The sequence below is a fragment of the Thermophilibacter mediterraneus genome (assembly GCF_900119385.1).
GTDB lineage: Bacteria > Actinomycetota > Coriobacteriia > Coriobacteriales > Atopobiaceae > Thermophilibacter > Thermophilibacter mediterraneus.
The window spans coordinates 555,689-580,810 of sequence record NZ_FPKO01000009.1; the positions used below are offsets into that span (position 1 = coordinate 555,689).

Consider the following 25,122-nt stretch of genomic DNA (forward strand, 5'->3'; position numbering starts at 1 on the left):
CTCTTTCCGTCCGGATGCGTGGCGCGCAGCGATCGGTGTCGCGCGCGGAGGTACAGCAAGTATACGCAATCGCCTCTGATGCGGCACTCGTGCGGCGGGCGCTCAGCGAGCCTTCACAGCGCGCCGAGCGGGCGGGGCCAGGTGGCCCTACGAGCGGAGCGCACCCTCCGCGAACTGCATCTCGTAGTATCGGGCGTACGTGCCGCCGCGGGCGAGGAGCTCCTCGTGGGTCCCTCGCTCCGCGACGCGTCCCCCCTCCATCGTGACAATTTCGTCAGCGTTCTTGATGGTCGAGAGGCGATGCGCGATGACGAGCGTGGTCCGTCCGCGGGAGAGCGTGGAAAGCGACTCCTGGACCGCCTGCTCGGACTCGTTGTCGAGCGCCGAGGTCGCCTCGTCGAAGATGAGGATCGGGGGGTTCTTGAGGAACACGCGCGCGATGGCGACGCGCTGCTTCTGCCCGCCCGAGAGATGGCTCCCGCGCTCTCCGACCTCGGTCTCGTAGCCGTCGGGAAGGCTCTCCACGAAGCGATCGATGTTGGCCTTGCGCGCGGCGTCGCGAATCTGGTCCATCGTGGCGTCGGGGCATCCGTAGGCGATGTTCTCGGCGATGGTCCCGTCAAAGAGGTAGACGTCCTGCTGGACGAGGCCAATGGACTCGCGCAGGCTCCGCTGCGTGACCTCGCGCACGTCCTGCCCGTCGATGGTGATCGAGCCGGCGTCGACGTCGTAGAAGCGCGGAAGCAGCGAGCAGGTCGTGGTCTTGCCCCCGCCCGAGGGCCCCACGAGCGCGATGGTCTCCCCAGGGCGGATGTCGAGCGTGAGCCCGCGGATGACCTCCTCCTCGGCCGTGCCGTCGGCGCGCCTGTACGCGAAGTGGACGTCGCGGTAGCTGATCGCCCCCTCGCTCACGCGGATGTCGGGCGCGTCGGGGGCGTCCTGGATGTCGGGCTGGGCGTCAAGGACTTCGCAGAAGCGCCGGAAGCCCGCGATGGCCTTCTGGAAGGTCTCGGTGAAGTCGAGGATGGAGGTGATCGGCGCGGTGAACAGGGAGATGTAGAGCGCGTAGGTGGCGAGGTCGATCGCCTGCATCTGGCCCTGCGCGATGAGCCAGCCGCCAAAGATCACGACGGCGGTGTTGAGCGCGCCCATCATCACGGCGATGGCTGCCTGGTAGCGGCCCATCGCGCGGTACATCCGCGTCTTGGAGTCGAGGTACGCCGTGTTGGCGCGGCGGAACTTGCCGCGCTCGACGTCCTCGGCCGCGAAGCTCTTGACCACGCGCACGCCGGCGAGCGAGTCCTCGAGGCGGGAGTTGACCCCCGAGATCCTCACGCGGTTCTCGGTGTACACCTCGCGCATGCGCAGGTTTGCGTAGACGTTGTAGGCCACGAGCAGGCACAAGATCACCACGAGCACGCCCGTGAGCGGCGCATTGATGGTGGAGAGGATGATGAAGGAGCCCGTCACCTCGACGATGCCGATGAGGACGAACTCGGGTCCGTGGTGGGCGGCCTCGGATATGTCGAACAGGTCCGACACGAGGCGGCTCATGAGGTCGCCCGACTTGTTGTGGTCAAAGAACGAGAAGCTCATGCGCTCGTAGGCGTCAAAGAGGTCCTCGCGCATGCGGCTCTCCATGCGTGCGCCCATCACGTGCCCCCAGAAGATCACGAAGTAGCGGCAGGCGAAGCGCAGCGCGTACATCCCCACCAGACCCACGGCCAGATATGCCAGCGCGCCCATGATGGCGTCGGGGCCCTGGGTGAAGAGCCCTCCGGTGAGCGACCGGAGGATCTGTGGGAACGCCAGGTCGATGCCCGCGACCGTGATGGCGGCAATGGTGTCGATAACGAAGAGGTGAAGCTGGCCGCGGTAGTACGCGAGGAAGCGCTGAAACATGGGACGGGAACTCCGATCTGTTGGCACGGTCGTCAGGCTATGGCGTCAAGCCCCGCGTCGTCGTGGGACGGACCTCCATGACGGCGCCCCCGCGCGGGGGCGGGGGCGCAGCGAGGCGGGGTGACGGGGAAGGCTACTCGTCCGTCTCCACGAGACGCCTCGAGATGGCATCGCACAGCAGCGCGCCCACGATGGTCTTGGCGTCCTCGATCCGTCCGTCGAGAACGGCGTCCACAAGCTCGCCGACCTCGACGAGGTCGACGTTGATGAACTCGTCGGCGTCGGGGCTCGACTTCGAGAAGCTGAGGCCCGTCGCCATGTAGATGTGGATGAGCTCGTCGCAGAACCCCGCCGAGCTCGCGATGGTGGTCAGGTAGGCGATCTTCTCGGCCTCCATGCCGGTCTCCTCGAGCAGCTCGCGACGGGCGCACTCGAGCGGGTCCTCGCCGGGCGCGAGCTTTCCCGCGGGAATCTCGACCGTCACGCGCCCAAGCGCGGTGCGGTACTGGCGAACCAGGCAGATGCGGCTCTCGTCGGTGAGTGCCACCACGGCGACGGCGCCGGGGTGGCGGACCACGTCGCGGATAGCGTTGCGGCCGTCGGGGAGCTGGACCCTCAGTCGGTCGACGTTGAAGATGCGGCCCGTCCAGGCAACGTCCTCGGTGAGCGGACGCTCGGCGAGAGCCGCGTCGCGCGGGTCGTCGTCGCCGAGCACGAGGTCGCGCTCCTCGGGGGCACCGGAGAGGTGGTCCTGGGTGGCGCGATCGCCGTCATAGCTGAACGCCGCGACGGACTCGCGGATGTCGTCGACAGCATAGTCAAAGTCGACCTGCGTGGGCTCGGTCACGTCGCGCGCGGTCACCTTCTCGTCAGACATGCGTTCCTCCTGTCAGGGCGGGGGCGCCTCGCGCCACCGCTGGGCCGCCTACCGAATCGCGCGCAGGCCGATGTCGCTGCGGTAGGTCTTTCCGTCAAAGTCGATGAGCTCGCATGCCTGGTAGGCGCGGGCGCGGGCCTCCTCGAAGGTCGGGGCGACCGCCGTCACGTCGAGCACGCGGCCCCCGGCGGTCACGAGCGAGCCGTCGGCAGCCACCGCAGTGCCCGCATGGTAGACGGTCACGCCATCAAGCTCCTCGGCTCGGTCGATACCGGTGATGACCTTGCCCTTCTCGTAGTGACCGGGGTAGCCGGCGGAGGTCAGCACCACCGAGACCGCCCAGTCGTCGTCCCACGAGATTGACTCGGGGTCGAGCGTGCCCGCGTCGCACGCGAGAAAGACCTCGACGAGGTCCGCCTTCATGCGCGGAAGCACGACCTGGGTCTCAGGGTCGCCGAAGCGCGCGTTGAACTCGAGGACCTTGGGACCCTCCTCGGTGAGCATGAAACCGCCGTAGAGGCACCCGGAGTAGGTTATGCCCTCGGAGGCGAGCTCCGAGACAACGCGGCGCTCGATCTCGACCATCGCGGCGAGCGCCTCGTCGGAGACCAGGTGAGAGGGCACGGGCGAGTAGACGCCCATGCCACCGGTGTTGGGGCCGAGGTCGCCGTCGAGGGCGCGCTTGTGGTCCTGGGCGGTCGCGAGCGGGACCACCGTCGTGCCGTCGGTGAGGGCGAGCAGCGAGCACTCGGGACCCTCGAGGGTCTCCTCCACCACGACGGTCGCGCCCGCCTCGCCGAAGGCGCCGGAGAAGCACTCGCGGACGCCGGAGAGGGCCTCGTCGAGCGTGGACGCCACGATGACGCCCTTGCCCGCGGCGAGGCCGTCGGCCTTGATCACGATGGGCGCGCCGACCTGACGCACGTAGGCGGCGCAGGCCTCCTCGTCGGTAAAGCTGCGATAGGCGGCCGTGGGGACGCCCGCGCGGGCCATGACCTGCTTGGCGAACTTCTTCGACCCCTCCATCTGCGCGGCGTCGCCGTTGGGACCGAAGCACGCGATTCCCGCGGAGCGGACCGCGTCCGCGACGCCGGCTACGAGCGGGGCCTCGGGACCGATCACCACGAGGCCGATGCCCATCTCCCGCGCCCATCGCGCGACCTCGACCGGGGACTCGACGTCAAGATCGACTGGCTCCGCCATGACGTCCATGCCGCCGTTTCCCGGCGCGACGAAGAGCCGCCCGGCGCGCGGGGACTCGGCGAGCTTGGCGAGGAGCGCGTGCTCGCGACCACCGGAGCCAAGAAGCAGGATGTCAACCTTGGTGCTGCTCATGGGATACCTCCTCAGACGGACCCGCTTGGGTCACAGCTTCCAGCATATGAGTAGCGCGCCTGCTCGGGAATGCCCTCGGGAACGCGCCAATAGTCGCGCGCGGGCGCGAACGCCACGCCCACGGCCCCCGAGCCGACGACCTTCTCGACATCCGCCGTCGCGCGCACCGAACCGAGGCGGCGCGCTTCGAACTCGTTGGTGTCGAGGGGCTTCTCGAGCACCCTGAGCGCACGGCCGTCACCAACCTCGACCGACGCATAGACGAGCGCCCCCTCCTGGGCGGACACGGCGCTCATGGCGTGAGCGAGCCGACCCGTGAGGTCAGAGAGGTCGGAGGATCGCGCGAGCTGCGTGAGCTCGCCGCGCGAGAGCAGGTAGAGCCCGCGCTCGCCCGAGAGCCGCATCCTGAGAGACGCGCCCGCGCGCCCGATCAGGCCGAACCTCGAGCGCCGGCGGGGCCGGCGGGCCATGCGGGCGGACGCGGAGGGAATCACGAGCAGCCGGATGCCCTGCGCGAGGCCCCGCGCGGTCTCGACCGCCTCGTCGAACCCGACGCCGTCCGCCCAGAGGCACATCAGCCGGAAGAGCACCATGCCCGTCCCCGCCGAGGCGGACCCCGAGTCGACGACCCGCACGTCCGCCAGGTCCCTCACGGCCTCCGCGGCCGCGAGGGCGCAGGAGAGCTCGGGCGAGAAGGACGAGCAGGAGTGCACCGACGCGATCTTGGTGTGCCCGCTCGCCACGAGGGAGCGGTACGTCCGCTCGAACTCCTGCGTCAGCGCCTCCTCGTCGACGGTGCCCGACGAGTCGCGCACGACGTCGCCGACGATCGTCGCCCGCGTCCGCTCAAGATAGACCGGGGGCAGGTCGCACCCCCGGTCGCATACGATTGTGAAGTCTCTCTCGAGCACGTGCCGCGCCCGTCGCTAGTGCCAGTAGCGGTCGATGGTCTGCTCGCGGTCCGGCCCCACCGTGATGATGGAGACGCGCACGCCCGCGAGCTGCTCGAGGAAGTCGATGTAGTCCTTCGCCTCGCGCGGGAGCTGGTAGAAGTTGCGAACACCGGAGATGTCGCACTTCCAGCCGGGGAGCGTCTCGTAGACGGGCTTGGCGTGGTAGAAGACGCTCTGGTGCTCCGGGACGGTGTGGTACTCGACGCCGTCGCACTCGTAGGCGACGCAGACCTTGATCTCGTCCAGGCAGCCCAGGACGTCGAGCTTAGTGATGGCGAGGTCGGTGAGGCCGTTCACGCGGGCGGCGTAGTTGACGACGACCGCGTCGTACCAGCCGCAGCGGCGCTTGCGCCCGGTGGTCACGCCGTACTCGTGGCCCACCTCGCCGAGGCGGTCGCCGACCTCGTCAAAGAGCTCGGTGGGGAAGGGGCCGGACCCCACGCGCGTGAGGTAGGCCTTTGCGACGCCGAGGACGCGGTCGATGTTGGTGGGACCCACGCCCGATCCGGTGACGGCGCCGCCGGCGGTGCAGTTGGAGCTCGTCACGAAGGGATAGGTGCCGTGGTCGATGTCGAGCATGGTTGCCTGGGCGCCCTCGAAGAGGATGTTCCTGCCCGCCTCGAGCTGCTCGTTCAGGAAGAGGCTGCTCTCGACGATGTAGGGGCGGATGCGCTCGGCGTAGGGGAGGTAGGTCTCGCAGATCTGCTCGACCGTGTAGGTGGGGAGCTCGTAGACCTTCTCGAGGATGGGGTTGGTGTAGGCGAGCGCGCTCTCGAGCTTCTGGCGGAAGATCTTCTCGTCCAGCATGTCCTGGATGCGAAGGCCGGTGCGGTTCATCTTGTCCATGTAGCAGGGGCCGACGCCGCGCTTGGTGGTGCCGATGAGGTTCTTGCCGAGCTTCTTCTCGTGCGCCCCGTCGAGGTCCTTGTGGTAGGGCATGACGATGTGCGCGTTGCCGGAGATCTTGAGGTGGTCGGCGGAGATGCCCTGCTCGGCGAGCATGTCGATCTCGGACAGCAGGATCTCGGGGTCAACGATGCAGCCGTTGCCGATCACGGGGTAGGTGCCCTCGTACATGACGCCGGAGGGGACCTGGTGGAGCGCGAGCTTCTTGCCGTTCGCGATGACGGTGTGGCCGGCGTTGGCACCGCCGGCGTAGCGGCAGACGACGTCGAAGTCGCCGGAGATGAGGTCGGTGACCTTGCCCTTGCCCTCGTCGCCCCACTGAGTTCCCACGAGCACTGATGCCGACATGTAAGTCCCTCTCGTCGAGTTTCACATACAGAATCTATTATACGGCTGTTGCCGCGGCGTCGGCGCTGACACGAGAGGTTCACGCCGCTAGTCGTGGAAGGTGTCGACCTCCACGAACTTGGTGGACCCGGGCAGGAAGGTCAGGGGCACGTCGGCGAGGGCGCCCGAGCGGTTCTTCGCGATGATGAACGTCGTCTCGTTCATGGCCGGGCGGTCCTCGCGCGCGGCCTCGTCCTCGTTCATCGAGCGGTCGAGCAGGGCGACGACGTCGGCGTCCTGCTCGATGGAGCCGGACTCTCGCAGGTCGGAGAGCTGCGGCCGCTTGCCGGTTCGGTTCTCGACCGTACGGTTGAGCTGAGAGAGGGCCACGACGGGGACGCCGAGGTCCTTTGCCATGATCTTGATGCCGCGGCTCATCTCGGAGACCTCCGTCGCGCGGCTGTCGGAGCGACGCTGGCCGGCGGGCGGCGAGATGAGCTGGAGGTAGTCGATGATCACGAGGCCGAGCTTCTTTCCGTGCAGGATGCGCCGCGCCTTGGCACGAATCTCGGTCACGGTGGTGCCCGGCGTGTCGTCGATCATGATGTCGAGCTGCGAGAGGTCGTTGGTGGCCTGGAGGATCTGCGGCCACTTCTCGTTTCTGATGCGCGCGGAGCGGATCTCCTGAAGGCCGACGCGGGCGTTCGCGGCGAGCAGGCGCTGCCCGATCTCGACCTTGGACATCTCGAGCGAGAACATCGCCACGCTCGCGCCCTCGAATGCCGCGTTGGTCATGAGGTTGAGCGCGAAGGAGGTCTTTCCGACGCCCGGGCGCGCGCCGATGACGATCATCTGGCCCGGCCGCAGGCCGAGCAGGCACTCGTCGATCTTGGGGAAGCCCGTCATGACGCCGAGCGGCCGGTCGTGGTTGGCCGCGTTCGCGCCGAGCTCCTCGTAGAGGTCGGCCATGATCTCCTCGAGCGACTGCTCCCCGGCGTGGACGTCACGGTTGGTCACGTCGAGCAGCATGCGCTCGGCGCGGTCCACGACCTCCTTGGTGTCCTCCGGGGCGTCGTAGGCGAGGGCGGTGATCTGCGCCGAGACGTTGATCATCTTGCGCAGCGTGGTGTCGCGGTGGAGCATCTCCACATGGCGGCGCCATCCCACGAGGGCGAGCGAGTTGTTTCCCAGACCCAGGAGGAAGCTGCGGCCGCCCACCCGCTCGAGTTCGCCGGCGCTCTTGAGGTAGTCGGCGAGCGAGATCGTGTCGACGGGGAGGTTCCTGTCGAACATCTCGCGCATCGCAACGAAGACGGTTCGATTCGAGGGATAGTAGAAGTCGTCCGGCTCGAGGTCGATGAGGCACTCCTGGAGCGCGTCGGTGGACACCATCATCGCGGAGAGCACGGAGGCCTCCGCCTCAGGATCCTGGGGCATGACGGCGTTCTCGTTGGCGGTCATCCGCGTGGGGTTCACTTCGTAGCTGCTGGGCACGGGGTCTCCTTGTGCTGCTCGACGGGGCTCCATTATCGCACGGGCGGAGGCGCGATCTCCCCTCGCCAAAAACCGTCACGATGCGCCCGAACAGCATCACGTGGACCTGTCAAGGGGCTATTTTCTCCTCGAGGGACTCAGGTGCCTCACTGTTAAGAATTGACACCGTCTGAGCGGGCGTTTCTTCCTTTTCGACGTTTTCAACATTTTTTTCTTCTGGGGAAACGTCGAGTTTTCAACACAGTCTGACGCTTGGCAGAGCGCTCGACCACAAGCATCAGTACCTGCACAAATACAGAGCAATGGAACGTTTGCGCAGGTAGATTATGGTATCAGTGCGTCTCGACAAAATGCGCCCCGAGCGGCTCTCGCAGCTCGGGGCGCTTCCTTACAAGTTTCTGACCTGCGGATATTGTAGAAATGCGCAGGTCAAAGAAGGACGTCGAAAACGGTTCGACTACTCCTCGACCTCGGCGGTCTCCTCGGTCTCGGCGGGAGCCTCGACCTCCTCCTCGACGGTCTCCTCCTCGGTCACGCCAACGAGGACGTTGACCACGGCGGTGATCTCGCGATAGAGGTTCACCTCGACGGCGTGCTTGCCGGAGGTCTTGAGGTTGTTGCCGCGGCCGACGCGCTTGCGGTCGACCTCGACGCCGAGCTGAGCCTTGATGGCGTCCGCGATCTGGGCGGGGGTGACGGAGCCGAACAGCTGGCCCTCCTCGCCGATCTTGGCGTCAACGGTCACCGACTTGCCGTCGAGCGCGGCCTTGGTGGCCTCGGCGGCGGCGATGCGCTCGGCCTCGCGCTTCTCGATGTTGTGACGACGCTCCTCGAGCTGCTTGATGTTGCCCGGGGTGGCAGGCTGGGCGATCTTGTTGGGGAACAGGTAGTTCTCCGCAAAGCCCTGAGCGACGTCGACGATGTCGCCCTCGCCGCCCTTGCCCCGAAGCTCACCCAAGAGGATGACTTTCATGGGATACTCCTTCGGTCAGCCGGCCTGAGCCGGCTCATTGTCCTGTGCCTCGGTGTCGCCCCCATCAGGGGCCTCCCCCCGCACAAGATGGCGGAAGTTGGCCCAGACGTCCACGACGCCGACGACGGTCAAAACTACGAACTGCACTTCGAGATAGAGCGCGAGCGCGGCGAGAAGGACCTGGGCCATCGAGCCGAGACCCTTTCCGCGCATCACCCACACGAGCACGGCGAGGCCCTGAGCGGCGAACGCCATCCTGAGCGCCATGGCCACGTTGGCCACCGCGACGAGCGCCCACGACGGGACGGCCGGGACCGTCAGTGCGACGGCGAGCGCCGCTGCCGTCGCAACGAGCGTCGCGACCATCCACAGGGGAAGGTCGAAGGCGTCGAGGCGGGCGGGATGCGCGTCGCCTCGTACGCTCATGGCCGCCATTCTGGCCCCTACACGTCCGCATGTGAACTCGGCAAAGCCGACGGCGACGTAGGCGGATGGCCAGAAGACGCCAATCATCCTCGCCGCGGCGTGCACCTGAGGAGCCGATGCCGCCGAGGTCTCGACGAGGACCTGCTCGTAGGACGCGATGAGCCCCCTCATGGTGTCGACGAGCGTCGTGCCGCTGAGCGCGGCGAACGCTGCGTCGGACCCGGCGTGGAGGGCCGCAACGGCCGCGACGCCCAGACACGCGGCGCCGGGCGTCGACCTCCCCGTACGGGCGAGCACAGCCACGAGGAGCCCCGTGAGGGTCGTGATGGCGGCGCTCACCATGGACGCACCACCTGCGCCGGCGCTCAGAGCGAGCGCGACGCAGAGCGCGACGGCGCCGCCGAGCGCCAGAGCCCTCCTCCCGTCGCGATCGGCGGGGAGGCACAGGCCGTACGCCACGAGGACGGGCGCGAGGAGCGACATCTGGGACGTCGCTATCACGCCGCCGACGGCACACGCGACAAGCGCGTGAGGAAGCCTGCTCGAGGCGTCGCCGCCCCGGTCACCCGCGTTCCGCCCGGCTCCGTCGCGGCCGCCGGGGGAGTGAGCGTCCGCAAGGGAGCGTCCCTTCGCGCCGATCGGCGCGGGCGGACGTCCGTTGTCGGACCAAGGACTCATGGGCGCGCTCTTCTCATGTGCTCCGTGCCCTAGCCGCGGTTGCGGCCGCCGCGGCTGGAGACCACGGGAACGGTGTAGGGCAAGAGCGCCATCTCACGGGCGCGCTTGATGGCAAGCGCGATGTCGTGCTGGTGCTGCGTGCAGGCGCCAGTGACGCGGCGCGGCTTGATCTTGCCGCGGTCGGTCATGTACTTGCGGAGGAGCTGCACATCCTTGTAGTCGATGTACTCGGTCTCCTCCTTGCAGAACTGGCAGTACTTGCGACGCGGCTGGCGCTGAAAATCCTGCTTCTGCTGAGCCATGTCTTGTTGCCTTTCTGTGGGCGGCGATGGAGCCGCCAGTGATTAGAACGGGATGTCCTCGTCGTAGACGTCGGCCGCCGGGGGTGCCTGAACGGGCGCGGGGGCGGGGGTGTAGCCGCCCTGCGGCGCGGCGGGAGCCGCCGCAACCGGGGCGTCGAATGACGAGGCCTGCTGGTAGGGCTGGCCTGCGCCCTGCTGATACGAGCCGCCGCCCTGCTGGCTCCTCTGGCTGAGGAACTCGACCTCGTCGACGACGACCTCGAGCTTGCTGCGCCTCTGTCCGTCCTTGCTCTCCCAGGAGCTGTAGCGAAGCTTGCCCTCGACGGCAACCTTCATCCCCTTTGAGAGGAAGCGCGAGAGCGGGTCGGCGCGGGCACCAAAGACGACGCAGTCGACGTAGTTGGGATAGTCCTCCCACTCGCCGCTCTGCGGGTTGCGACGACGGTCGTTCACGGCGACGCCGAACGAGAGAATCTGCGTCCCGCTTCCGGTGACCCTCATCTCCGGGTCCCTCGTGAGGTTACCCGAGATGTTGACCCTGTTGATGCTCATGGTTCCACTCCCTCTCCGCGGGCCGAAGCCCGCCCTCCATGCCTAGTCCTTGTCGACGCGGCGCACGACCATGTGACGCTTGACAGCGTCGTTGATACGCAGGACGCGGTCGAGCTCGGCGATGTGCGAGGGATCTGCGTGGAAGTTGATGAGGGTGTAGTCACCCTCGGTCAGGTCGTCGACCTCAAAGGCGAGCTTGCGCTTGCCCCAGTCCTCGACGCTGTCGACCTTGCCATCGGCGAGGGCGACCTCGATGCGCTTCATGATGCCGGCGCGGGTCTCCTCGTTGCACGTGGGGTCGACGAAGTACAGCAGTTCATAGGCCTTCATGTGGTTCACCTCCTCTGGGCTAATGGCTCCGGGACATGAAGGTGCGCCCGGAGCAGGAAAGGTTCGGCGAAGCATCATACCACAGTTCTTCTCGCCGTCTGCCTTCCTCCCGCAAATCCCCTGATAAGAGGGTACCCCGCGTGGCTCTCAGCATGCGCGCTCCTTTGTTGCGCCACTCTTTGCCCAGCTCAGGAAGGGCAAGGTGGGTACGCCTACAGCGGCGGGGGCCACCAACGGCGGCCCCCGCACACGTCACCTATTCTCCACGAGACGTCCTTGTCGAGCCTCTCAGGCCTCCCCCGGGGCAACCGGTCCCTCGGTCTCGTCGTCCGAGGAGGGCTCGGGCAGCCCGGGCCCCCCGTCCCCGACGGGCCCATCTTCATCGGGCGCCGGGGCGGGATTCGCGGGGCGCCATGACGCATCCGGGCGACCGGCGTCCGGGTCGCTCGCGAAGTCGGGAAGCGGGTCCTCGTCGCGTCCCCACGCCGCAACGTCGAACTGCCTCATCCACAGGCCGACTGCGGTCTGGGAAAGCAGCAGGAGCACCACGGCGACGAAGCCGTCGAGCAGCGTGAGGAGGACGAGCGCCGGGGCGAGCGACGCGATCATCGAGAACAGCGCCTCGAGTGCGATGGCCGCCTGAACGGCGCCGTCGATCGCAGCGTAGCCGTCGAGGTAGGCCACGACCCACATGAGGCGTGGCACCACGCTCGCGAGGGCAGAAAACGTCACGAGCACCGCGATGAGGCCAGCGACGAGCGAGCCAACGAGCAGCATGGCGGCAACGCGGACGAGGCCGCCCGGGTCGTGCGAGACCATCTTCCAGATGGTGCCGACGCGCAGGCCCGGGACGATGCGCTGATAGATGGCCGAGCGCAGCTGGGCGACCATCACCATGACGGCATAGAAGAACGAGGCCACGATCCACACCGCCCCGACGAGGCCGCCCACGACGGGCAGGGAGGTGGCGATGCCGATGACGATCGCCGAGCAGATGCCCCACACAAGCGCTACGACGAACGCGCGCCAGCCACTCGCGATGCACGCGCCGACGCGCACGTCACGCTGCTTGGGAGCCGCGTTGACGCCCCAGGCGGTCAGTCGGGACCATTCGAGCGCGTACCCGAGCACGCCTAGGACGCCGACGACGGGAACGAGAAGGGCGACCGTCATGACGAGGACGGGTTTGATCCATCCGCGGTCGCGCGTGAGCAGCGCCCACGAGCGTGATAGATAGCGGTCGCGCCGGAAGCCCTCGAGGTCGGAGCTCTGTGCCATGGGAATTCCCTTCGTTGCTGGGGGATGGAGGCCTGTCGCGGCCATCCGTCAGCTCTCTAGCGTACCCTATTGCCCGATTCAGCATTCCACCATGTATATAAAAAAGACCGGTCCGAGGACCGGTCGAGGCAGACGATGGCGGAGGAGGAGGGATTCGAACCCTCGTACCCCCGAAGGGGTAAACGGTTTTCGAGACCGCCGCATTCAACCACTCTGCCACCCCTCCGTAGGGTGACGTGGCCCCTTTCGGGGCCACGGAAAGCTCTGGCGGAGAGTCAGGGATTTGAACCCTGGAGACGCTTTAGGCGCCTACACGATTTCCAATCGTGCTCCTTCGGCCACTCGGACAACTCTCCATGTGATGGTGCAGCGGTCAGTATAGCGTATCCGCACGGGCGATGCGACCACAATCTTAGTTTTTCTTTCTTTGCCCCACCTCGACGCGGGATGAAATGACGCTATTGCTTTTCGCCGGAGTGCGCAACAATGGACGGGCAGTCGCCCAACCAACGAGGAGCAGCCGTGCCGGAATTCTTCACACCCTACAGCCCCGACCTCATGGCGGTCTCGCTCCCCACCTGGGTCGACCTCGCCTCCGTCGTCGTCGGGTCGGCGGGCGGCGTCGTGGTGGCTCGCTCGCGCCATCTCGACGCGGTGGGATTCGTCGGACTCGCCCTCCTGTGCGGCCTGGGAGGCGGCCTCATTCGAGACGTCATGATGCAGGAGGGCAGCGTCTACATGCTCGACTCGCCCTTCGCCATTCCCGCGAGCGTTCTCACCGGGCTCATCGCGTTCTTCTTTCCGCGGCCCATCGACCGAGCCGGCAACCTGCTCGAGTGGCTCGACATCTTTGCCGTCGCGCTCTTCGCCCTCGTCGGCACCGACAAGGCCCTGGTCCACGGGTTCCTGCCCGCCTCCTGCATCCTCATGGGCATCATGACGGGCGTGGGGGGAGGCATGCTGCGCGACGTGTTTCTCGGCGAGGTCCCCCGCATCTTCCAGCGCTCGAACCTCTACGCGCTCTGCGCCCTCGGGGGGTCGGTCGCATACTACCTCGCCGTGGCGTGTGCCTCGATTAACAAGCTCTGGGGAAGCGCCCTGTGCCTCGCGGTGACCATCGGCCTCAGGAGATGGTCGCTGCGCTACAACGTGCAGACCCCCGCCGACATCGACCTCGGGCCGCGGATCGTCGCGCCGATGCGGCGCGCGGCGCGCACGGTTCGCGTGACCAGGTGGCGCGCGGGGAAGTACGAGCGCAGGGGACCGCACGACTCGCCTCGATCCCCGAGGTAGCGCTCGAGCGCGGGCGGGCCCGGACTCGTCGTGAGCCCGGGCCCGCCCACCGTCTGCGACCGTCGGTCGCTACTTCTTGACCTTGCCGGTGCGCACCGCCCACTTGCGGCGCTCGGTCTCGGAGAGAAGACGCTTGCGCATGCGCACGCTCTTGGGCGTGACCTCGACGAGCTCGTCGTCCATGATGTACTCGAGCGCCTCCTCGAGCGTGAAGCTGCGCGGGGGCGTGAGCTGCACCGCGATGTCCGCGGTCGAGGAGCGCTGGTTGCCGAGGCTCTTGGTGCGCGCAATGTTGACGACCATGTCACCCGGCTTGGAGCGCTCGCCGACGAGCATGCCCTCGTAGCACTCGTCACCCGGCGCCACGAAGAGCTGGCCGCGCTCCTGGAGCGTGCCGAGCGCGTAGGCCACCGCCTTCTCGGTGGACATGGAGATCATGGCGCCGTTCTGGCGCACGCCGATCTCCCCGGCGTAGGGGCCGTACTCGAGGAAGGTGTGATAGAAGACCGCCTCGCCGTGCGTGACGTTCAGGATACGGTTCTTGAGGCCCATGATGCCGCGCGTGGGAATCTTGAACTCGAGGTGCGTCTGGGTGGTGCCGGTCTCCATGGAGACCATGGTGCCTCCCGCGTTGCCGAAGACCTCGATGACCTTTCCGGAGTACTCGCCGGGGCACTCCACCACCGCCTGCTCGACGGGCTCGGTCATGGTCCCGTTCTCGTCCTTCTTGAAGAGGACGCGCGGGCGACCGACCTGGAACTCGAATCCCTCTCGGCGCATGGTCTCCATGAGGACGGAGAGGTGCAGGATGCCGCGGCCGGCGACCTCGATGCCGGTCTTGTCGGGGAGCTCCTCGATGCGCATGGTCACGTTGTTCTCGCGCTCGGCCATGAGGCGCTCCTTGAGCTGCCTGCCCCCCACGATGTCGCCCTCGCGCCCGACGAGCGGGGAGGTCGACGCCTCGAAGATGACCGAGAGCGTCGGCGGGTCGATCTCGATGGGCTCGAGCTCGACGGGGTTGTCGGGGTCGGTGTAGACGTCGCCGATGTCGGTCGAGTCGACGCCCACGACCGCGGCGATGTCGCCCGCCTGAGCCTCCTTGCACTCCTTCCGGCCGAGATAGTCGAAGGTGAAGAGCTGCTTGACCTGGCTCATGGCGCGACTGCCGTCGTTTTTCACCACGAGGATCTTGTCACCGTCATGGATGGTTCCCGAGTAGATGTGGCCGATGCCGATTCGACCCACGTACTCGGAGTGGTCGATGGTCACGCACTGCATGGCGAGCGGCCCGTCGACGTCGACGTCGGGTGCGGGGAGGGCGTCGACGATCATGTCGAGCATCGGGAACATGTCCTGGTTTTCATCCTCGGGGTCGAGACGGGCGAAGCCGTTGACCGCGGAGGCGTAGATGACGTGCTCCATGGCGAACTCGAGCTGCTCGTCAGTCGCGCCGAGGTCGGCCATCAGGTCGAGCGAGTCGTTGACCACGGCCTCGGGGCGCGCTCCGTCGCGGTCGATCTTGTTGACCACGATCATGATGGCGAGGTTCGCGTCGATGGCGTGACGCAGCACGAAGCGCGTCTGGGGCATGGGCCCCTCGGCGGCGTCGACGAGCAGCAGCGCGCCGTCTGCCATGCGCAGCACGCGCTCGACCTCGCCTCCGAAGTCAGCGTGACCGGGAGTGTCGATGACGTTGATCTTCACGCCCTTGTACTCGATGGAGATGTTCTTGGCCAGGATGGTGATGCCGCGCTCGCGCTCCTGGTCGTTGGAGTCGAGCACGCGCTCCTGAACCTGCTGGTTCTCGCGAAACGCGTCGGTCGCCTTGAGCATCTGGTCCACGAGCGTGGTCTTGCCGTGGTCGACGTGGGCGATAATGGCGATGTTTCTGATGTTGTCCTGGCGCATGGGTCCCTCTCGCTCTCCTCGTACCGAACTATTCGGCAACCGGTGCATTATACAGCGCAAGCGGGGAACGACGGGTCCTATCCGCAGCTCAGGACGTCTCTATCACGCCTTCTCCAAGCTCCAGGGGACTCCGCGGCCAAAGGCGGCTAGAGGAGCGGCTCCATCTCGCCGGCGGGGGCGGGGTCGGTCCACGTGAAGCGATCCCCCGTGCCCTTGCCGTCGACGAGCGAGTAGGCGGAGTAGGCGCGGTATCCGCGCTCCCCAAACTCGAGGAGCACCGCGTCAGAGTAGCCGCCGCCCTCGACCTCGACGGCGCCCTCGTAGGCTATCGCGTAGCGCACGGCGCCCTCGCTTGCCCGCACGCGCTCACGAGCGCCATCGAGGCAGGCCTCGGGGCCGTCGTCCTCGAACTCAAGGCTCGACACGGCTCCGGCGCCGTCCTGGACGGCCAGGAGGACCTCGAAGGGCTCTCCGGCGGCGAGCAGATCGAGCGCCGCGCCCATGAGCGTGCTCGCGAGCTCGTCGGTCTCTGGGGAGACGCCCTCCCGAAGGGGCTTGTCCTGTGCCATGGCATCCTCTCACGTCAGCGTTTCTGCTGCGATGATACCGCACGCCGCTGAACCTCGACGGCGCCGGGACCCAAAAGGAAGAGCCGGGGCGCACGCGCCCCGGCTCGCTTGACTCTGGTGGAGACAATGGGGTTCGAACCCACGACCTCAGGCTTGCAAAGCCCGCGCTCTCCCAGCTGAGCTATGTCCCCTCATGGTCCTGAAATATAATAATCGCCCCAGCGGCGACTCGGCAAACGCTGGGGCGACTATTGTCAGGAAGTGGTGGGCCTGACAAGGTTCGAACTTGTGACCTCCCGGTTATCAGCCGGACGCTCTGACCAACTGAGCTACAGGCCCAACGCGAGAAGATACTTTACACGGCATGCGCCAATCCGTCAACGACTTTTTTCGATTTCTTTCCGATTGCATGAAGGACGTTCCCTGAGCTGCGCAATTGGGTAGGATATGCGTTCAGAAGAACAGGAGGAGAAACGTGCCACTCAAGAGAATGGACATTTCGAGCGTGGTCGTGGGCGGAGGTCCCGTCGCGTCGCTCGTGATTCTGCGAACCCATGACAGCCGTGACGGCGAGGGCCTCGAGCTGCCCATCCGCATCGGATCCGTCGAGGCCACCGCCATCAGCATGGGCGTGAGGGAGCGGCCGGGCGGGAGACCCATGACGCATGACCTTCTCGCCTCCACCATCTCCATCCTCGGGGGCACGCTCTCCAGCGTCCGCATCATGGCGGTGCAGGGCACCACGTTCTTCGCGCAGCTCGAGCTCGTGAGGGCGGACGGGGAGCGGGTCTACGTCGACGCCCGCCCCTCGGACGCGCTGGCGCTCGCCGTTCGCGAGGACGTCCCGGTGTACGCCGAGGACTCCGTGCTCGAGACGGCGGCGCTTCCCGACTTCCGCGGCGTGGAGCGCAGGGAGGAGGAGCACGAGCTCGAGGAGTTCCACGCCTTCGTCGAGGGCCTGTCCCCGGAGGACTTCAACGTGGCCCACGACGAGAAGGACGAGGAGTAGCACGGTCCGCGGCGGCGGGGCAAACTCGCTGGCACGGACAGAGGCACTGCCTGACATCGAGAAATCGAGGGGAGGCCCCCGGAGATGATCCGGGGGCCTCCCCTCGTTACGATTTCACGGGGCCGCCCGCCCCGAGGCCTACTCCTCCTCTTCGTCGAGCAGGTCTCCCGAGAGCTCCTCGTCGCCGCCGATGTCGACGGACTCGGGCTCGTCGGCGTCCTTGGCCCCGGCGGCCGCAAGGTCGAGCATCCCCTGCGCGTCATCGCGCTTGGGGGCCTTCTTCTTGCGCGCGACCATGCGCGCCACCGCGCTCACGTGGTCCCCCTCGACCATGTTCATGACCTTGACGCCCTGGGTGGAGCGTCCGAGGCGGCTCACGTCGCCGGACTTCACTCGGATGACCACGCCCTCGCTCGAGACGATCATCAGCTCGTGCTGCGGACCGACCACGCGGCAGGCCACGAGGTTGCCCTTCTTGGCAGTCATGGCGATGGTGAACACACCCTGCCCGCCACGCTTGTGCTCCGGGTACTCGGAGACGGGCGTGCGCTTGCCGTAGCCGTTCTCGGTGATGACGAACAGGTCGCCGTTGCCGTTGGTAATCTCCATGCCGAGCATGCGCGCGTCACCCTTGAGCGTGATTCCCCTCACGCCGGAGGTGTTGCGACCCATCGAGCGAACCTCGGACTCGTCAAAGAGGATTGCCTTTCCGTCGGTGGAGACGAGGATGACCTTCTCGCCCGGGCGGACCCTCCTCACGTTGACGAGCTCGTCCCCGGAGCGCAGGTTGATGGCGATGATCCCGTCGCGGCGAGACTTGTCGTACTCGCTCATGGACGTCTTCTTGACCATGCCGTCCTTGGTGGCGAACATCAGGTACTCGTCCGCAGGGAACTCACGCGTGGTGATGACGGCCGTGGGGTGCTCGCCCTCCGCGAGCGCCAGCACGTTGACGATCGCCGAGCCGCGGGCCTGTCGGCTGCCGATGGGCAGCTCGTGGACCTTGAGGCGGTACACCTTGCCGAGGTTGGTGAAGAAGAGGACGTAGTCATGGGTGCTCGCCACGAAGAGGTCCTCGACGAAGTCGTTGTCCTTGAGACTGAGCCCCTGGACGCCCTTCCCGCCGCGCTTCTGGGAGCGGTAGGTCGCCACGGGAATGCGCTTGATGTAGCCGGTGTGGGTGATCGTGACGACCATGTCCTCGTCGGCGATGAGGTCCTCGACGTCGAGGTTCCTCACGGCGCCGCCGATCTCGGTCCGGCGGCGGTCACCGAACTTGCGCGAGATCTCGCGCATCTCCTCCTTGATCACGCCGAGGATCTTCTCCTCGTGCGCGAGCAGGTCCTCGTAGTAGGCGATGGCGCGCCGCAGCCCGTCGAGCTCCTCCTCGATCTTGTCCCGCTCGAGGCCGGTGAGGCGACGGAGGCGCATCTCGAGAATGGCCTGGGTCTGCTCGGGCGAGAAGCCGAAGCGGGCGATGAGCCGCTGGGAGGCCTCGGTATCGGTCTGTGAGGATCGGATGATGTGGATGACCTCGTCGATGTGATCGAGGGCCATGAGGTAGCCCTCGAGAATGTGGGCGCGGGCCTGCGCCTTCTTGAGGTCGTAGCGCGTGCGACGAGTGACCACGTCAACCTGGTGGTCGACGTAGTGGCGCAGGATCTCGCGCAGCGAAAGGCAGCGGGGGACGCCGTCGACGAGGGCGAGGTTGTTGACGCCAAAGGTCGTCTGCAGCGAGGTGAACTTGTAGAGGTTGTTCAGGACGACCTCGGGCACGACGCCCTTCTTGAGCTCGATGACGAGGCGGATGCCCTTGCTCGTGGACTCGTCGCGCATGTCGGAGATGCCCTCGATGCGCTTCTCGTTGACGAGCTGGGCGATCTTCTCCTGAAGGGTCCCCTTGTTCACCTGGTAGGGAATCTCGGTGAAGACGAGGCGGCTGCGGCCGGTCTTGGTGGACTCCACGTGCGCCTTCGCCCGGATGGTGATCGAGCCGCGGCCGGTCTCGTACGCCTGGCGGATGCCGTCGGAGCCCATGATGATGGCGCCGGTGGGGAAGTCGGGACCGGGCATGACCTGCATGAGCTCGTCGACGGTGATGTCGGGGTTGTCGATGAAGGCGCAGGTGGCCTCGATGGCCTCGGAGAGGTTGTGCGGCGGGATGTTGGTGGCCATGCCGACGGCGATGCCCGACGAGCCGTTCACGAGCAGGTTGGGGAAGCGCGCGGGAAGCACGACGGGCTCGGCGAGCGACTCGTCGTAGTTGGGCTGCCAGTTGACGGTGTCCTTCTGGAGGTCGCGCAGGAGCTCCATGGCGGGCTTGGCGAGGCGGCTCTCGGTGTATCGCATGGCCGCCGCGCCGTCGCCGTCGATGTTGCCGAAGTTGCCGTGCCCGTCGATCAGCGGCGTGCGCATGGAGAACCACTGGGCGAGACGGACCATGGTGTCGTAGACGGCGGAGTCTCCGTGCGGGTGGTACTTGCCGATGACCTCGCCGACCGTCCAGGCCGACTTCTTGTGCGGGCGGTTGGGGAAGATGCCCGACTCGTTCATGGCGTAGAGGATGCGGCGGTGGACGGGCTTCAGGCCGTCGCGCACGTCGGGCAGGGCGCGGGCGGTGATGACCGACATCGAGTACTCGATGAAGCTCTGCTTCATCTCCTGCCCGAACTCGCTGACCTGCAGCGACCCTCCGTTGATGTCCGTCTCGCCGGCGTCCTCGCCGCGGTTGTTCGCGCCGAAGCTCTCCTCGAGCTCCTCGTCGTCGACGTCCTCCTCGTCGTCGGGGTCGCCCTCGACGTAGACGTCCGCGCCGTCCTCGCCCTGCTCGGCGCGCGCGAGCAGACGCCTCAGGTCCTCGGGCATCTCCGCGCCGCCGCCGATGCTGCTGTTCTGATCTTCTGCCACGTGTGGCCTTTCTTCTGGGTGTGCAAAGGGGACAGTCCCTTTTGCACATGCTTCTCAGTGTGCAAAAGGGACTGTCCCCTTTGCACACCCTTGTCTACGCGTCGAGGAAGCGGGCGTCGTGCGCGTGCTTCTCGATGTAGTCGCGGCGATACTCGACCTGGTTGCCCATGAGCTCCCGGACGGCGCGGTCTGCCGTCATGGCGTCCTCGATGGTCACGCGCTGCAGGATGCGCGTCTTGGGGTCCATCGTGGTGGAGGCGAGCTGCTTGGGGTCCATCTCGCCGAGGCCCTTGTAGCGCTGGACTGAGTACCCCTTGCGCTTGCGGCCGGACCCCTTGATGGACGCCTGGGACTTGTCCGTGTCGTCCTCCTCGTCGGGGTTGAGGCCGAGGCTGCGGATGGTCTGGCGGAGCAGCTCGTCCTCGGGGGTCTTGCCGTCGGGGTAGACGTAGTGGATCTTGTTGCGCACCTTGACGCCGAAGATCGGCGGGGTGGCGATGTAGACGTAGCCGGCGTCGATGAGGGGGCGCATGTACTTGTAGAAGAACGTCATCAGCAGGATGCGGATGTGAGCGCCGTCGACGTCCGCGTCGGTCATGATGATGATCTTGTGGTAGCGCGCCTTGGAGAGGTCGAAGTCGCCGCCGTCGCCCGCGCCGGTGGTGACGCCGGTGCCGATGGCGGTGATGAGCGACTGGATCGTGTCACTCGAGAAGGCGCGGTGGTCTCCCACGCGCTCGACGTTCAAGATCTTGCCGCGCAGGGGCAGGATTGCCTGGATGTCCCTGCGACGACCGTCCTTCGCCGAGCCGCCGGCGGAGTCGCCCTCCACGATGAAGAGCTCGGTCATCTCGGCGTCGCGCACGGAGCAGTCCGCGAGCTTGCCGGGCAGCGCCGCGCTCTCGAGCAGGCTCTTGCGGCGTGTCGCCTGGCGCGCCTTCTGGGCGGCGAGGCGGCCCTTGGCGGCCTGGCTCGCCTTCTTGAGGATCTCCTTGGCCTGGTTGGGGTGCTCCTCGAGGTACTCGGCGAGGCCCTGAGAGACGATGCGGTTCACGAGGGTGCGCATGTAGGAGCTGCCGAGCTTGGCCTTGGTCTGGCCCTCGAACTGCGGGTCGGGGAGCTTCACCGAGATGACGGCCGTGAGGCCCTCGCGAATGTCGCCGCCCTCGAGGTTGGCGTCCTTCTCCTTGATGATGTTCTGCCGGCGACCGTAGTCGTTGACCACCTTGGTGAGGGCCGTACGGAAGCCCTCGAGGTGCATGCCGCCCTCCTCGGTGTAGATGTCGTTGGCAAAGGACAGGGTCCGCTCCGAGTAGCCGGTGTTCCACTGCATGGCGACCTCGACCTCTCCCATCTGGCTCTCGGGCGCGTCGGCGGCGGAGCGGCCCTCGATGTAGATCGGGCGAGAGAGGCCGGGAAGGATGTCCTTCTCGGTGTTGAGGAACTTGACGAAGTCGATGATGCCGCCCGCGTAGCAGAACTCGTCGGTGCGCGGGACGAGCTCGCGCTCGTCGACGAGGGTGATCTTGAGGTTCTTGTTGAGGAACGCCGTCTCCTGCAGGTGGTTGTAGAGGATGTCGTAGCTGTAGACGGTGGTCTCGAAGATCTCCTCGTCCGGCCAGAAGGTGATCGAGGTGCCCGTGGCCTTGGAGGAGCCGACCTCCTTCATCTTCTGCACGGTCTTGCCGCGCTCGAAGGCCATCTCGTAGACCTTCCCGTCGCGGCGCACCTGCGCCACGAGGCGCTTGGAGAGGGCGTTGACCACCGAGACGCCGACGCCGTGGAGGCCTCCGGAGACCTTGTAGGCGTTGTTGTCGAACTTGCCGCCCGCGTGCAGGATCGTGAGAACGACCTCGAGCGTGGGGATCTTCTTGACGGGGTGCTTCTCGACGGGGATGCCGCGGCCGTTGTCGTCGACGGTGATGGAGTTGTCGGGGTGGACGGTCACCTTGATCTTGGTGCAGAACCCGGCCATGGCCTCGTCGACGGAGTTGTCGACGATCTCCCAGACGAGGTGGTGCAGTCCGGTCTCGGACGTGGTTCCGATGTACATGCCCGGGCGCTTGCGGACCGCCTCGAGACCCTCGAGGATCTTGATCTCGCCCGCTCCGTACTCGTTCTCGTTCTTCCTTGCCACGCGCTATCCTCCTCGCGACGCATCCCGCCCCTCGGGGCCCTGGGATGGGCGTTCTTGTATGGGCCGTGGTCAAAAACGGCCTAGCTGGGCAATGATATCCGTTTGTGAGGCGCTGAGGGGCCGTCTGAGCACGGCTTCACGAATTTAGCTGTTCCGCTGCTCCCCGGTCTCCCACGATTCTCTCATCGCCCGAGAGACGCTGTCGCGCAGCGCGGGCGGGAGCTTGGCGCACATCCGCTCGATCGCTCGCTCGTCCTCCTCCGTGAGCGCGCGGGGCGCGGGGGCCGCCGGTCGCACGGGACGGGACGCCGAGGGTCGCGCCTCGCCCCGTCGGCGCGACTCCCTGAAGACGACCCCCGCGAAGCGCAGGCCCGCGTTCTCGAGGCGCGCGAGGTACACCTCACGATTGGCCGTGAAGTCGGTCACGCGCGCGCGGGAGTCGACGTAGACGACGAGCGTCGGCAGCGTCTGGCGCCCCACCGGATCGCGGACGAAGACGCCAGTGGTGTGGGCGCGCTCGATGTCGCCGTTGACGGCGTACCACGCACGTCCCGCGCTCCACGTGGAACGCACGGCCCCTCCGCGGTCGAGCGACCCGATGAGCGAGGAGAAGACGTCCCCGACGGGCGTCGGGCTGACCTCGCGCCTGAGGAGCTCCTCCTCGAGCTCGCTGCGCGGGCCACGGTGAGCGAGGTCAGCCACCAAAGCTCACCACCTCGGCGGAGTCGAGCAGGTCGGGGGAGAAGTACCCGAGGTTGGTCGTCGTGATCACGGTCTGGATCCCGTCGCGGACAAACGACACCACCGCGTCGCGGCGCGCCGCGTCGAGCTCGCTCATCACGTCGTCGAGGAGCAGCAGGGGCCTCGAGCCGACGAGCTCGCCCGCGAGCTCGACCTCGGCCATCTTGACGGCGAGCGCGACGGTGCGCTGCTGGCCCTGGGAGCCGAAGGCTCGCGCATCGCGGCCCGAGACGAGAAAGCTCACATCGTCGCGGTGCGGGCCGACGCACGTCTGGCGGCGCCTCAGGTCCTCGCCGCGCGAGGAGGCGAGCCGCTCGCGGAACACGTCGCGAAGCTCGTCGCGCGAGAGGGACTCCAGGTGCTCGCCGAGCGTGCAGACGTAGGAGCACGAGAGGCGCTCGCCCCCCGAGACTCGTTCGTAGACGTCCGCGACGCGGGGGGCGAGGCGAGCGAAGAGCCGCAGGCGCGCGTGGAGCAGCGTGGCGCCGCCGAGCGCGACCGAGGCGTCCCACGCCTCGAGGAGCGCCAGGTCGGGAAGGTCGTCCTTGAGCAGCCTGTTGCGCTGCTCGACCGAGCGCAGGTAGGCGGAGAGCACGTTTGCGTACCCGCGGTTCGCCTGTCGGCCGAAGCCGTCGAGCTCGTCTCGGCGCACCGAGGCGCCGCGCTTGACGAGCGCGAGGTCGTCGGGGGTGAAGAGCACCGACATGAGCGCCTCGGGCATGTCGGCCGCCTGGCAGCGCTTGCCGTTGCGCGAGAACTGGCGCCGGGAGGGCGTGACGTCGCAGCGGGCGTCGAGCACGCGCCCGTCGCCCTCGAGCCGCGCGTCGATGCGCGCCGACGACGCCCCCTCGCGCACGAGCTGCGAGGGGGTCGGACGGCGGAACGACTGCCCCGAGGTGAGCAGCTGGAGCGCCTCGACGGTGTTCGTCTTGCCCGCCGCGTTGGGCCCCACGAAGATCGTGGTGCCCCCCGAGAGCTCGACGGAGAGGCGCTCGAAGCTCCGGAAGTCGGCGAGGGCGAGGGAGGTGACGGCGAGGCCCATGGCCTAGAGACGCACCGGCATGAGGAGATAGAGGTAGTTGACCGCGCCGTTGCACTTGAAGATGCCCGGCTGCGTGGAGCCCTGCAGCTCGAGGCGCATCCCCCCGCTGCCGGAGACCGCGTTGACGCAGTCGAACACGTAGTGGTAGTTGAGCGCGATGGCGAGGCTCTGACCCTCGACCTCGCACGCGATGGTCTCCGAGGACTCGCCCTGCTCGGGGGAGCGGGCGGAGAGGCGCACGAGGCCCGCGTCGGCATCGATGTCAAAGCGAACCGAAGCGTTCTGCAGCGCGATCACCGAGACGCGCTTGAGCGCTGCGGAGAACTCCGCCACGTCGACCTCGACGGCGGTGGCGCAGCTCGGCGGCAGGAGCTGCCGGTAGTCCGGGAAGTTTCCCTCAATGCGGCGCGAGACGAACGTCGTATTCCCGAAGGAGAAGACGATCTGGCTCTCCGTGGTCCCGATGGAGAGCGAGTCGGTCATCGAGGGCATGGTGAGCACGTCGTGGAAGACCGTTCCCGGAACGATGGCGCGGAACGCCTCGCCCGCGGGCGCCTCCGCGGAGGAGTCGCAGACGGCCAGGCGGAAGGAATCGGTCGCGACGAGGCGGATGGTGTTGTCCTCGACGGTGAGCAGGATTCCCTGCAGGATGGGACGTGAGGTCTCCTTCGAGGTCACGCGGTAGACCTTGTCGACCATGCTCGAGAGCAGCTCGCTCGGGAGCTCGATCGTGCGGTCGGGCTCGACCTCGGGGAATCCGGACCAGTCCGCGGGGTTGAGCGTGTTCAGGCGGAAGGTCGACTTCTCGCAGGCGATGGTGAGGGTGCGGTCGCTCCCCTCGAAGGTGACCGCCGCGTCCGAGAGCGTCTTGACGATGCTCGTGAGGACCTTGCCCGACACCACGGCCTCTCCGGGCTCCTCGACGTTCGCGGGGATGAGGTGGCGAATCGAGATCGTGAGGTTGTTGGTCTGGAACTCGAGCGTTCCGTCCGCCGCGCGGACGTAGATGCCCGAGAGGATGGGAAGGGTCGAGTTCGCGCCCATGCCCTTGGCCACCACGGCCAGGGCCTTCAGGAGGGAGGATTGGCTGACGGTGAACTTCACGGCGGCGCCCTTTCTCTTCTATCTATATAGATACCTAAGAACAGTAGTAGTAATAAGTGGTGTCGAAAAGTGCAAGAAC

Annotated in this window: 21 protein-coding genes and 4 tRNA genes; 2 read left to right on the forward strand and 23 right to left on the reverse strand. The window is 67.0% G+C overall.

Annotated elements, in window-relative coordinates; genetic code table 11:
* Positions 1-147 precede the first annotated feature (147 nt).
* From BQ7106_RS07365 to BQ7106_RS07430, 14 genes are all read right to left on the reverse strand, one after another.
* Entirely contained in the window at positions 148-1,902 is a 1,755-nt protein-coding gene (locus BQ7106_RS07365) for an ABC transporter ATP-binding protein (protein ID WP_072373676.1), read from the reverse strand.
* 133 nt (positions 1,903-2,035) lie between these two features.
* Complete coding sequence (locus BQ7106_RS07370) at positions 2,036-2,779, reverse strand: NUDIX domain-containing protein (RefSeq protein WP_083526963.1); 744 nt, start codon at positions 2,777-2,779, stop codon at positions 2,036-2,038.
* A gap of 48 nt (positions 2,780-2,827) precedes the next feature.
* Positions 2,828-4,114 (reverse strand): phosphoribosylamine--glycine ligase, encoded by a 1,287-nt coding sequence (gene purD, locus BQ7106_RS07375; RefSeq protein WP_072373679.1) that lies wholly within the window; start codon positions 4,112-4,114, stop codon positions 2,828-2,830.
* 11 nt (positions 4,115-4,125) lie between these two features.
* Positions 4,126-5,025: a DegV family protein gene (locus tag BQ7106_RS07380; protein ID WP_072373682.1), complete on the reverse strand. Its 900-nt coding sequence runs from the start codon at positions 5,023-5,025 to the stop codon at positions 4,126-4,128.
* Between the two features lie 15 nt (positions 5,026-5,040).
* On the reverse strand, positions 5,041-6,321 hold the full coding sequence (locus tag BQ7106_RS07385) for an adenylosuccinate synthase (RefSeq protein WP_072373685.1): 1,281 nt from the start codon (positions 6,319-6,321) through the stop codon (positions 5,041-5,043).
* 87 nt (positions 6,322-6,408) lie between these two features.
* Positions 6,409-7,761, reverse strand: coding sequence for a replicative DNA helicase (gene dnaB / locus BQ7106_RS07390; RefSeq protein WP_072375442.1), 1,353 nt, complete (start codon positions 7,759-7,761; stop codon positions 6,409-6,411).
* 490 nt (positions 7,762-8,251) lie between these two features.
* The gene (rplI, locus tag BQ7106_RS07395; protein WP_072373688.1) at positions 8,252-8,767 is read right to left on the reverse strand and encodes a 50S ribosomal protein L9; all 516 of its coding nucleotides are present in this window, start codon (positions 8,765-8,767) and stop codon (positions 8,252-8,254) included.
* Positions 8,768-8,782: 15 nt separating this feature from the next.
* The gene (locus BQ7106_RS07400; protein WP_129583823.1) at positions 8,783-9,676 is read right to left on the reverse strand and encodes a hypothetical protein; all 894 of its coding nucleotides are present in this window, start codon (positions 9,674-9,676) and stop codon (positions 8,783-8,785) included.
* A gap of 224 nt (positions 9,677-9,900) precedes the next feature.
* Positions 9,901-10,173: a 30S ribosomal protein S18 gene (gene rpsR, locus BQ7106_RS07405; RefSeq protein ID WP_072373695.1), complete on the reverse strand. Its 273-nt coding sequence runs from the start codon at positions 10,171-10,173 to the stop codon at positions 9,901-9,903.
* 42 nt (positions 10,174-10,215) lie between these two features.
* Positions 10,216-10,725, reverse strand: coding sequence for a single-stranded DNA-binding protein (locus BQ7106_RS07410; RefSeq protein ID WP_072373699.1), 510 nt, complete (start codon positions 10,723-10,725; stop codon positions 10,216-10,218).
* Positions 10,726-10,767: 42 nt separating this feature from the next.
* Positions 10,768-11,055: a 30S ribosomal protein S6 gene (gene rpsF / locus BQ7106_RS07415; RefSeq protein ID WP_072373702.1), complete on the reverse strand. Its 288-nt coding sequence runs from the start codon at positions 11,053-11,055 to the stop codon at positions 10,768-10,770.
* A gap of 288 nt (positions 11,056-11,343) precedes the next feature.
* Positions 11,344-12,333 (reverse strand): DUF4013 domain-containing protein, encoded by a 990-nt coding sequence (locus BQ7106_RS07420; protein WP_072373706.1) that lies wholly within the window; start codon positions 12,331-12,333, stop codon positions 11,344-11,346.
* Positions 12,334-12,469: 136 nt separating this feature from the next.
* A tRNA-Ser gene (locus BQ7106_RS07425) sits at positions 12,470-12,559 on the reverse strand.
* Between the two features lie 39 nt (positions 12,560-12,598).
* Positions 12,599-12,689: transfer RNA gene (locus BQ7106_RS07430), tRNA-Ser, on the reverse strand.
* Positions 12,690-12,855: 166 nt separating this feature from the next.
* On the opposite strand from BQ7106_RS07430, the gene BQ7106_RS07435 reads away from it, so the two are divergent.
* Complete coding sequence (locus BQ7106_RS07435) at positions 12,856-13,626, forward strand: trimeric intracellular cation channel family protein (RefSeq protein ID WP_072373709.1); 771 nt, start codon at positions 12,856-12,858, stop codon at positions 13,624-13,626.
* A 69-nt stretch (positions 13,627-13,695) separates the two neighbouring features.
* Here the strand turns inward: BQ7106_RS07435 and typA are convergent, their stop codons facing one another.
* The 4 genes from typA to BQ7106_RS07455 all read right to left on the reverse strand — a co-directional run bounded on the left by typA (position 13,696) and on the right by BQ7106_RS07455 (position 16,442).
* Positions 13,696-15,534, reverse strand: a complete 1,839-nt coding sequence (gene typA / locus BQ7106_RS07440; protein WP_072373712.1) for a translational GTPase TypA — start codon at positions 15,532-15,534, stop codon at positions 13,696-13,698.
* A gap of 146 nt (positions 15,535-15,680) precedes the next feature.
* Positions 15,681-16,103, reverse strand: a complete 423-nt coding sequence (locus tag BQ7106_RS07445; protein WP_072373715.1) for a hypothetical protein — start codon at positions 16,101-16,103, stop codon at positions 15,681-15,683.
* Between the two features lie 115 nt (positions 16,104-16,218).
* Positions 16,219-16,294: transfer RNA gene (locus BQ7106_RS07450), tRNA-Ala, on the reverse strand.
* Between the two features lie 71 nt (positions 16,295-16,365).
* Positions 16,366-16,442 (reverse strand) — tRNA-Ile (locus BQ7106_RS07455).
* Positions 16,443-16,578: 136 nt separating this feature from the next.
* Between BQ7106_RS07455 and BQ7106_RS07460 the strand changes: the two genes are divergently transcribed.
* Positions 16,579-17,112, forward strand: a complete 534-nt coding sequence (locus BQ7106_RS07460; RefSeq protein WP_240307458.1) for a bifunctional nuclease family protein — start codon at positions 16,579-16,581, stop codon at positions 17,110-17,112.
* A gap of 138 nt (positions 17,113-17,250) precedes the next feature.
* On the opposite strand, the gene gyrA is transcribed toward BQ7106_RS07460, so the two are convergent.
* The 5 genes from gyrA to dnaN all read right to left on the reverse strand — a co-directional run bounded on the left by gyrA (position 17,251) and on the right by dnaN (position 25,043).
* Positions 17,251-19,977, reverse strand: a complete 2,727-nt coding sequence (gyrA, locus tag BQ7106_RS07465) for a DNA gyrase subunit A (protein WP_072375446.1) — start codon at positions 19,975-19,977, stop codon at positions 17,251-17,253.
* 136 nt (positions 19,978-20,113) lie between these two features.
* Positions 20,114-22,156 carry a DNA topoisomerase (ATP-hydrolyzing) subunit B gene (gene gyrB / locus BQ7106_RS07470; protein WP_072373721.1) on the reverse strand — a complete coding sequence of 681 codons (2,043 nt, stop codon included), beginning with the start codon at positions 22,154-22,156 and terminating at the stop codon, positions 20,114-20,116.
* 144 nt (positions 22,157-22,300) lie between these two features.
* Positions 22,301-22,858 carry a hypothetical protein gene (locus tag BQ7106_RS07475; protein ID WP_072373724.1) on the reverse strand — a complete coding sequence of 186 codons (558 nt, stop codon included), beginning with the start codon at positions 22,856-22,858 and terminating at the stop codon, positions 22,301-22,303.
* Positions 22,851-23,939 (reverse strand): DNA replication/repair protein RecF, encoded by a 1,089-nt coding sequence (recF, locus tag BQ7106_RS07480; protein WP_072373727.1) that lies wholly within the window; start codon positions 23,937-23,939, stop codon positions 22,851-22,853. The genes BQ7106_RS07475 and recF overlap by 8 nt, the downstream gene beginning before the upstream one ends.
* A 3-nt stretch (positions 23,940-23,942) precedes the next feature.
* Entirely contained in the window at positions 23,943-25,043 is a 1,101-nt protein-coding gene (dnaN, locus tag BQ7106_RS07485; protein ID WP_072373730.1) for a DNA polymerase III subunit beta, read from the reverse strand.
* Positions 25,044-25,122: the final 79 nt, after the last annotated feature.

Excerpts from the sequence above, each read along its gene's own strand:
- typA (WP_072373712.1), bottom strand. The coding sequence starts at position 15,534 with ATGCGCCAGGACAACATCAGAAACATCGCCATTATCGCCCACGTCGAC.
- BQ7106_RS07445 (WP_072373715.1), bottom strand. The coding sequence starts at position 16,103 with ATGGCACAGGACAAGCCCCTTCGGGAGGGCGTCTCCCCAGAGACCGAC.
- BQ7106_RS07400 (WP_129583823.1), bottom strand. The coding sequence starts at position 9,676 with ATGTCGCTCCTCGCGCCCGTCCTCGTGGCGTACGGCCTGTGCCTCCCC.
- rpsR (WP_072373695.1), bottom strand. The coding sequence starts at position 10,173 with ATGGCTCAGCAGAAGCAGGATTTTCAGCGCCAGCCGCGTCGCAAGTAC.
- recF (WP_072373727.1), bottom strand. The coding sequence starts at position 23,939 with ATGGGCCTCGCCGTCACCTCCCTCGCCCTCGCCGACTTCCGGAGCTTC.
- rpsF (WP_072373702.1), bottom strand. The coding sequence starts at position 11,055 with ATGAAGGCCTATGAACTGCTGTACTTCGTCGACCCCACGTGCAACGAG.
- gyrA (WP_072375446.1), bottom strand. The coding sequence starts at position 19,977 with ATGCCCGAGGACCTGAGGCGTCTGCTCGCGCGCGCCGAGCAGGGCGAG.
- BQ7106_RS07385 (WP_072373685.1), bottom strand. The coding sequence starts at position 6,321 with ATGTCGGCATCAGTGCTCGTGGGAACTCAGTGGGGCGACGAGGGCAAG.
- rplI (WP_072373688.1), bottom strand. The coding sequence starts at position 8,767 with ATGAAAGTCATCCTCTTGGGTGAGCTTCGGGGCAAGGGCGGCGAGGGC.
- dnaB (WP_072375442.1), bottom strand. The coding sequence starts at position 7,761 with ATGACCGCCAACGAGAACGCCGTCATGCCCCAGGATCCTGAGGCGGAG.
- purD (WP_072373679.1), bottom strand. The coding sequence starts at position 4,114 with ATGAGCAGCACCAAGGTTGACATCCTGCTTCTTGGCTCCGGTGGTCGC.
- BQ7106_RS07420 (WP_072373706.1), bottom strand. The coding sequence starts at position 12,333 with ATGGCACAGAGCTCCGACCTCGAGGGCTTCCGGCGCGACCGCTATCTA.
- BQ7106_RS07370 (WP_083526963.1), bottom strand. The coding sequence starts at position 2,779 with ATGTCTGACGAGAAGGTGACCGCGCGCGACGTGACCGAGCCCACGCAG.
- BQ7106_RS07365 (WP_072373676.1), bottom strand. The coding sequence starts at position 1,902 with ATGTTTCAGCGCTTCCTCGCGTACTACCGCGGCCAGCTTCACCTCTTC.
- BQ7106_RS07410 (WP_072373699.1), bottom strand. The coding sequence starts at position 10,725 with ATGAGCATCAACAGGGTCAACATCTCGGGTAACCTCACGAGGGACCCG.